Annotated in this window: 6 protein-coding genes; 5 read left to right on the top strand and 1 reads right to left on the bottom strand. The window is 40.8% G+C overall.

What is annotated here, in order from left to right; all coding sequences use genetic code 11:
* Nucleotides 1–115: 115 nt before the first annotated feature.
* Genes IJS99_02130 through IJS99_02120 form a run of 3 tightly spaced genes read left to right on the top strand, consistent with a single transcriptional unit; the run spans nt 116 to nt 3339 of the window.
* On the top strand, nt 116–1360 hold the full coding sequence (locus tag IJS99_02130; GenBank protein MBQ7560620.1) for an adenosylhomocysteinase: 1245 nt from the start codon (nt 116–118) through the stop codon (nt 1358–1360).
* A 3-nt stretch (nt 1361–1363) separates the two neighbouring features.
* Nucleotides 1364–2053: a hypothetical protein gene (locus tag IJS99_02125; GenBank protein MBQ7560619.1), complete on the top strand. Its 690-nt coding sequence runs from the start codon at nt 1364–1366 to the stop codon at nt 2051–2053.
* An 11-nt stretch (nt 2054–2064) separates the two neighbouring features.
* Nucleotides 2065–3339: an amidohydrolase gene (locus IJS99_02120; GenBank protein ID MBQ7560618.1), complete on the top strand. Its 1275-nt coding sequence runs from the start codon at nt 2065–2067 to the stop codon at nt 3337–3339.
* A 48-nt stretch (nt 3340–3387) separates the two neighbouring features.
* Here IJS99_02120 and IJS99_02115 read toward each other — a convergent pair whose 3' ends face one another.
* Complete coding sequence (locus tag IJS99_02115; GenBank protein MBQ7560617.1) at nt 3388–4551, bottom strand: glycosyltransferase; 1164 nt, start codon at nt 4549–4551, stop codon at nt 3388–3390.
* Between the two features lie 171 nt (nt 4552–4722).
* Here IJS99_02115 and IJS99_02110 point away from each other — a divergent pair, with 171 nt between their 5' ends.
* Nucleotides 4723–5724, top strand: a complete 1002-nt coding sequence (locus tag IJS99_02110; GenBank protein MBQ7560616.1) for an ABC transporter substrate-binding protein — start codon at nt 4723–4725, stop codon at nt 5722–5724.
* A gap of 76 nt (nt 5725–5800) precedes the next feature.
* Nucleotides 5801–7827 (top strand): iron ABC transporter permease (locus tag IJS99_02105; GenBank protein ID MBQ7560615.1); only part of this gene is annotated, 2027 nt, incomplete at its 3' end.

The raw sequence follows: 7827 nt of genomic DNA, 5'->3' as shown, positions 1-7827 counted from the left end.
CTATTCTACTCGACTGCGCAGCAGTCGGGTGGGCGGGTGGGAGTAGAATAAAATATGTTTTTGCTAATATATTATAATTACAGCAAATAATATAAATCAGGAGGCACAAATTTTTATGTCAGACTTTGAAGTTAAGGATTTATCACTATCAGAACGAGGGCAGAATAAAATCGACTGGGCGTGGCAATATATGCCGTCATTGCAATTTTTGTATAATAAATACAAGGACTCGCAGCCTTTCAAGGGAGCAACTATTGCGGCATGTCTGCATTTGGAGGCCAAGACAGCGAATTTATTAATCACTCTCACAAAACTCGGTGCAACTGTCGCAGCTTGCGGAAGTAATCCCCTTTCTACTCAAGACGAAATTTGCGCGGCACTTGCTAAAAACGGCGTTCATGTTTATTCACACAGGGGCATGAATACAGAAGAATATTTTAATTATGTCCGTAAAGTTTTGAGCTATAAACCGAATGTTATAATCGATGACGGCGCGGATGTTGTTGCTACGATTCATAAAGAATTCCCGGATTTGATTCCTAATATTTTAGGCGGCTCGGAAGAGACTACTTCAGGCGTTAAGAGATTGCGCGCAATGAACTCGCAGGGAGTCCTTAAATTCCCGATGATTGACGTAAATGACGCTTTGAGCAAATATTTATTTGATAATCGTTACGGGACCGGCCAGTCAGTATGGGACGGCTTTATACGTACTACAAATATGATAGTTGCCGGTAAAACTGTAGTAATCGCCGGTTATGGATGGTGCGGACGAGGTACTGCAATGAGAGCCGCCGGAAATGGAGCGCACGTTATTATTACTGAAGTTGACCCTCACAAAGCCTGTGAAGCCCTCATGGATGGATTTAGAGTCATGAGCATGGAAGAGGCCGCCCCGCTCGGAGATATTTTCTTGACTTTAACAGGAAATATTCACGTTATCAGACGCGAGCATATAGAGCGCATGAAAAACGGAGTCGTTTTAGGTAATGCCGGACATTTTGACGTTGAGATCAGCAAGCCCGATTTAAGCGCACTCTCTGACCACGTAGAAAAATTACGCGATAACATTGACACTTATATAATGAAAGACGGCCGGAGAATTAATTTACTCGGTGAAGGAAGACTCACAAATTTAGCATGTGCAGACGGCCACCCGATTGAAATAATGGATCTAAGTTTTTCGCTGCAATTAGAGTCAGCACTTCACATTTTTACGCATAAATTAAAGCCGGGCTTATATCCTGTACCATATGAGACTGACAGGGCAGTAATGGAGTCTAAACTCGCAGCACTCGGAGTAAATATTGACTCAATGACCGACGAGCAAGTCGAATACATGAAGGGCTGGCAAGAATAAATAATGAAAAATTTTAGGAAGATTATATTTATTATTGCGTTATTGTCTATCACGTTCAATTTTTGTGCGGTTGTAAACGCTGAAAATACAAGGACAGCAAGCACTCTCATTAATGAGCCTTATTACATGATAAAAGCTAGTATTTATGAAGCAATGCCGAAATATGACAATGAAATTATTTTTTTAGGCGACAGTTTGACGGACTATGTGCAATTTCATGAGATATTCCCGGACTTGAGAGTCATTAATCGCGGTATAGCAGGCGACACAACAACGGGAGTGCTTAACAGGTTAGACGAGATAATATCAAGAAAGCCCGCAAAATTATTTATAGAAATCGGACTGAATGATATAGTTTACAAAGTCGCTCCGGTTGACATTGCCGCAAATATCAGGAAAATTATAGAACGAGTCAAAACCGGTTCGCCTGAGACAAAAATTTATCTTGAGACTCTCTTACCAGTCGTGAATAACGGCAAATTTGAAACAAGACGGCCAAGCAATATAATTAATTCAGTAAATGAACTTTTGCCGGAGATAGCGAAAGATTTAGACTGCAAATTATTAGATCTTCATAAATTTTTCGCCGAGAATGACAACATGCCCGAACGCTACACAGTTGACGGGGTTCACATGAACGGCACGGGGATTCTCAAATGGATGCAATTTTTAGAGCCCTACATAAAGGAGTAAGATTTTAGGAAATGGCGACACTATTTAAAGATGTATTAATTCTTGACGGTTCACGGACAAAGGCCGAACGTGTTCACATGTTAGTATCAAAGGGGAGAATCGCGGAAATTATTGACTCCTCAAAGACTCCTCCGAGCGCAGATAAAATTATTTCAGGTCATGGAAGAATGGCAGTAATTCCGGGATTTGTGAACGCTCATACTCATGCGGCGATGATTTTATTACGCGGACTCGGTGAAGAATCCCCGTTAATGGAATGGCTGCAGACTAAAATTTGGCCTGTTGAAGAAAAATTAACGCCCGATTATATTTACTGGGGTACTTTGTCGGCAATGTTAGAAATGTTAGAGACCGGCACGACATGTTTTGCTGATATGTATTTCGCTATGGAGAGAGTAGCCGATGCTGCTTTAAGTGCGGGAATGAGAGCGGCTTTATCTCGCGGAATAACAGCAGGAGCCCCCGGAAAAATTGAGCGTTCACTGCAAAATAATTTAGACCTCGCAGAAAAATATCATGGCCGTGAAGGTTTAATAACTGTACAGCTTGGCCCTCATGCGCCTTACACTGTGCCGATTGAGTCAATGAAGTTAATTAGCGACTCGGCAAAATCTCACGGGCTCGGCGTTCACTTCCATTTTTTAGAGACTCAAGGCGAACTTGATAATCTAGGAATGTCCCCCGAAAAATATTTAAACGAGTCAGGGCTTATTGACGTGCCTTATTTAGCTCTTGCTCATGCTGTATATTTAGATCCTGATATAAATTTAGACTCGAATAATATCACGCTGATTCATAATCCATGCAGTAATTTAAAACTTGCAAGCGGTATAATGCCTCTTTCTAAGTGGCTTGACAGGGACTTCCCTGTAGCGCTCGGAACTGACGGGGCATCAAGTAATAACCGGCTCGACATGTGGGAAGAAATGCGGACAGCTGCATTATTACATAAGGGAGTAAATCGCGATCCTGTGTGTGTTCCTGCTGTTGACGTGTTGAGAATGGCAACATATGAGGGAGCTCGTGCGTTCGGATTCGCAAAAAAAGGAATGATTCGTGAAGGCTGGTACGCTGATTTAGTGCTCGTTAATCTTGATAAGCCTCACTATATCGGAGTAAATCCTGAAAATTTAGCGGCCTATATAGTTTATGCGGGAAGCTCGGCGGACGTAGCAGGAACTATGATTAATGGCAAGTGGCTATATAAGAACGGCGAATTCCCGACTCTTGACCGTGAAGAAATTCTACAGAAGGCACGGGACTCAAGAGAAGCTATCACGAAATAATTTGCTGATTTAATAAATCCCTCTCGTTAAATGGGAGGGAATAATTTATTAAAATTTTACGGCATTGATTATCTTGTCTCTAAAAGTTTCATACGTGAAATTATTAATTACTCTTTCTCTTGCATTATCGCCGAGTGTTTTACGTAATTCAGCGTCATTTTTTAGTGTTATCAATGAGTGTGCAAATGCTTTAATATCTCTATTAGGGCATTCAATTCCTGTCAGGCCGTCAATGTTTACATAATTGACTCCGCTGCCTGGTATCGTAAAAGTTATTGCGGGTTTGCCGAAATACATTCCTTCAGCGAGTGCGATTCCGAAAGCTTCATTTTTTGTGATTGACGGAAAAGAAATTACATCGCTTGCAAGATAATACGCGCTTAGGTCTTCATTGCTGATTTTACCGAGGAAAATTATATTGTTATTATTACTTAGCTGCTTAAGTTTTTTTTCTTCGGGGCCTGTTCCTGCTATAAATATTTTGAAGTCATCATCAAGAAATTCACACGCTTTTATCAAGTAATCTAGTCCCTTATACTTTACTAATCTGCCGACTGAAATAGATAAAAATTTGTCTTGATATTTTCCTCTGATTGAGTCTGCTTTAATTTGAATTTCCGGAGTGATTAATATTCTTTTATCTTGTACACAGCACGGAATAATAACGCATTTTGCTTCATAGCGTTTAAGAAATATGCTGCCATTTATATAATTCTGACTTGTAGCTATAATTTTATCTGCTCGTTCTAATAATTTTATATTCTGCCAGTAAAATAATTTGCCTAAAATCTTTTGTCTGATAATATCTAGGTGCCAATATAGAATAAATTTTACATTGCTGTATTTTCCTGATTTCAATAATGGTAAAAGCATATGAGCAGCAAAAGGATTCGGATAATGCAATATAACAATATCAGGCCTGAAAGAGTCCATTACATTTTTTAATTCACGCTTGAATGTCAAAGAAATTAACTGAGAAGCTATTTTTGCAATACTTCCGCAGCGAATTATCTCGACTCCGTTAATATCATCGTGGACTGTCTGATTTCTATGAGTTACAACCCCGCAAGATTCTGCATCTTCATTGAAGCATATAATTTTTTGCTCGAAATTCCCGGACTCAGACAAGACTCGCATAATATCTTCAGTAACTTGAGTCATTCCGCCTGTAAATGGGTACATAGCATTTATTATCTGCAAAACTTTTGTCATGAAATTAATTTATTCTCCGTTATTTATGTGTATATGTGATTTTAGCATGACAGAATAAATTTATAAATCAATCTGAAAATATGAGACAAATTACTATACATAAAATTTTCCTGACAGATTAAAATATTCTCACGTTCAATAAAATTTTTATAGTCAGGAGGATTTACAGACATGAAAAAATTTGTATTCGCTCTTGTTTGTGTAGTGCTTTTTGCGGGGGCAGCATTTTCTGCGGAAGTCGTGAAGGCTTATACAACTATGGAAGAACCGCTTGCTAAGGCATTATTTGACGAATTCGAGAAGGAAACAGGAATCAAAGTCGAATGGGTCAGGCTTTCAGGCGGTGAGGCAATTGCGAGACTCGAGGCAGAACGCGCTAACCCTCAGGCTTCTATATGGGTAGGAGGAGTCGGAACTCAGCACATCGAGGCAAAATTACGAGGACTCTCCACTCCTTACCGTTCAAGAGTAGCTGCGAGCATTCCCGCAAGATATAGAGACCCTGAAAATTACTGGACTGGGCTTTATGTCGGGCCGATAGCTTTTTGCATGAACACAGAACGCGCTAAAGAGTTAAAACTCGATATGCCTAAGAGCTGGGCGGATTTAATAAAGCCTGAATACGCAAAAAAAGTCAGAGTCGCACATCCAAGCACTTCAGGGACAGCCTATAACATGATTACGACTGTAATAAGAATCTTTAACGGCGATGAAGACAAGGCATTTGCATACTTCAAAGAATTAGCAAAGAGTGTTGAGCAGTTCACTCGTTCAGGGTCAGCACCCGGAAAATCCTGCGCACTCGGAGAAATTCCCATAGCAATTGGATATTTACACGATCAAATTAAATTACAGCGCGAGGGAGCAAAAATTGAGATTGCTATACCTTCAGACGGAACAGGATTCGAGACTGCTTCAATGTCGATTTTGAAGGGCGGCCCCGATGCTTTGAACGCTAAAAAATTATATGACTGGGTACTCGGTCAAAAGGCTATGGACATAATAGCGCGCTGGTATGTTATACCCCTTTCAAAACTTGCTACTCCGACCAATACGGGCTTCTCACTTGACAGCATGAATCTAGTAAATCAAGACGACCAGTGGGACGCTTCCAACAAAGAAAGATTATTAGAACGCTGGAATAAAGAAATTTCAACAGCTCCGGAAAAATAATTATTGTGAATTCGTGCCTCTCGTATAAATTTTTGCGGGGGGCTTTTATTTATTCATGTAAAGGAGGTAAGAGAACTTGAATAAACGAGTTATAAATTTTTTATTGACAATATTATTTGTCGTGTTAGTCGGATTCTGGATTTATACGAGCGTTCGGGATGAATTCTTGAAACAGTCAAGGGACTCCCAGCGTCAAACAGTTGAGACAGTAGCCGCCGGATTTCCTTCAGTGCCTGAAAATATTGACGAGTGGCTGAAACGTTTGGCAGAAGACGCTAATAATTACAGAGTCGCATATGTTGACGCAATACCCATGCCCGGCGAAAAGTTAGAGAATCTCCCGCGCGGAGATAAGGAACTTGCGAAAATAGTGCAGGACTCAGCGGCTGACTCTGAATTCTCGAAAGGTTTTGACAATACTGCCTACGAAGAAATTTACAGGAGCACAAAAACTTGGACAATAGGCGACAAGTCAGAACAGGCTATATTTTTCGCACCGGCCGTGAACCTGAAGACTCATGATATAGAAGGCGCGTTAATATTTGCGTTCAACACTGACTCCGAACAAAATTTTATGAGAATGCTTAACACTTTATTTTTCGGAGCGTTTATATTATTTGCCGTAGTAATTTGGCAGTTAATGATGAGTCGTGATCCCATAGTCGGCTTTGCACTGGCTGGGCTGTTCCTGATGACTTTAACATTTGTAGCATATCCCTTATTTGAGGCTTTGAGGCTTTCATTCTTGGAGAACGGCAAATTTTCGCTTTCAGTCTGGAAAAGTATATTAAATTCAGAGGGCTATATGTCTGCATTATGGGGGAGTCTCAAGTTAGGCTGCTGGACTGCGACATTTTCGACTCTAGTAGGCTTCTTATTTGCATTTGTAGTAACGAGAACTAATGCGCCGTGCAAAAAATTAATTTCTACAATGGGAGTATTGCCGGTAATTTCGCCGCCGTTTTCACTGACTCTGTCAATTATATTATTATTCGGTAATAACGGCTTAATAACCCGCTGGCTAAGAGTAATAGGGCTTGACTTCTCAATTTACGGACTGCCGGGGCTCGTTCTAGTTCAGACTATGGGAATGTTCCCGATTGCTTTCTTGACTTTAACGGGAGTTTTGCAGGCTGTTGACTCAACTTTTGAGGAGGCCTCACTAAATTTATCAGCAGGGAGACTCAAAACTTTTACGTCTATAACATTGCCGCTTGCTGTACCGGGCTTATTAAGTGCGTGGCTCTTAGTGTTTACTACTTCACTAGCAGATTTTGCGAATCCGTTATTATTAGCCGGCGACTTAAAAGTTTTATCGCTTGAAAGTTATATAGAAGTAACCGGAATGCTCAGACTCGGGCACGGGGCGGCGTTGTCGATATTGTTATTATTGCCGACTCTGACGGCTTTTCTCGTTCAAAGATTCTGGGTGTCAAAACGTTCATATGTTACAGTAACCGGCAAACCTTCAGGCCGAATCACTGAATTAACGACTCCGCTTGTAAGACGGATTTTGACGGGGATAATTTTCGCGATAATAATTTTCTTGATAATGCTTTACGGGACAATTTTTGCGGGCTGCTTTGTCAAGAACTGGGGCATTGATTACACGTTCAGCCTTGAGAATATCACAGAGGCTATAACTCGGTCGACTACTGCATTATTTGACACTGTAACACTTGCTGCAGTTGCAACACCTATTGCGGGAATCATTGCAATGATAGCGGCTTTATTGATTGTACGGCGGAAATTTCACGGTAAGAGAATTCTTGAGATGCTGTTAATGACTCCTTTTGCCTTGCCCGGTACTCTTTTAGGAATAAGCTATTTACTTGCATTCAATCACGCGCCTATTATTTTAGTGGGAACTGCGGCAATTATCGTTATAAATTACGTGATTCGAGAATTACCCGTCGGAATTGAAGGCGGTATAGCTTCACTCAGGCAGATTGACGCGTCAATAGAAGAAGCAGCTACGGACTTGGGAGCAGATCAGGCTACAGTTTTCAGGACTATAGTATTGCCGTTAGTTCGTCCTGCTTTCTTGTCGAGTTTGTCATATACATTTGTGCGTTCAATGACGGCTGTCAGTGCAGTAATATT

Source organism: Synergistaceae bacterium (assembly GCA_017444345.1).
In the GTDB taxonomy this organism is placed as follows: domain Bacteria; phylum Synergistota; class Synergistia; order Synergistales; family Aminobacteriaceae; genus JAFUXM01.
The sequence above is the reverse complement of the archived record's forward strand: the minus strand, read 5'-3'. Positions and strand labels throughout refer to the sequence as shown.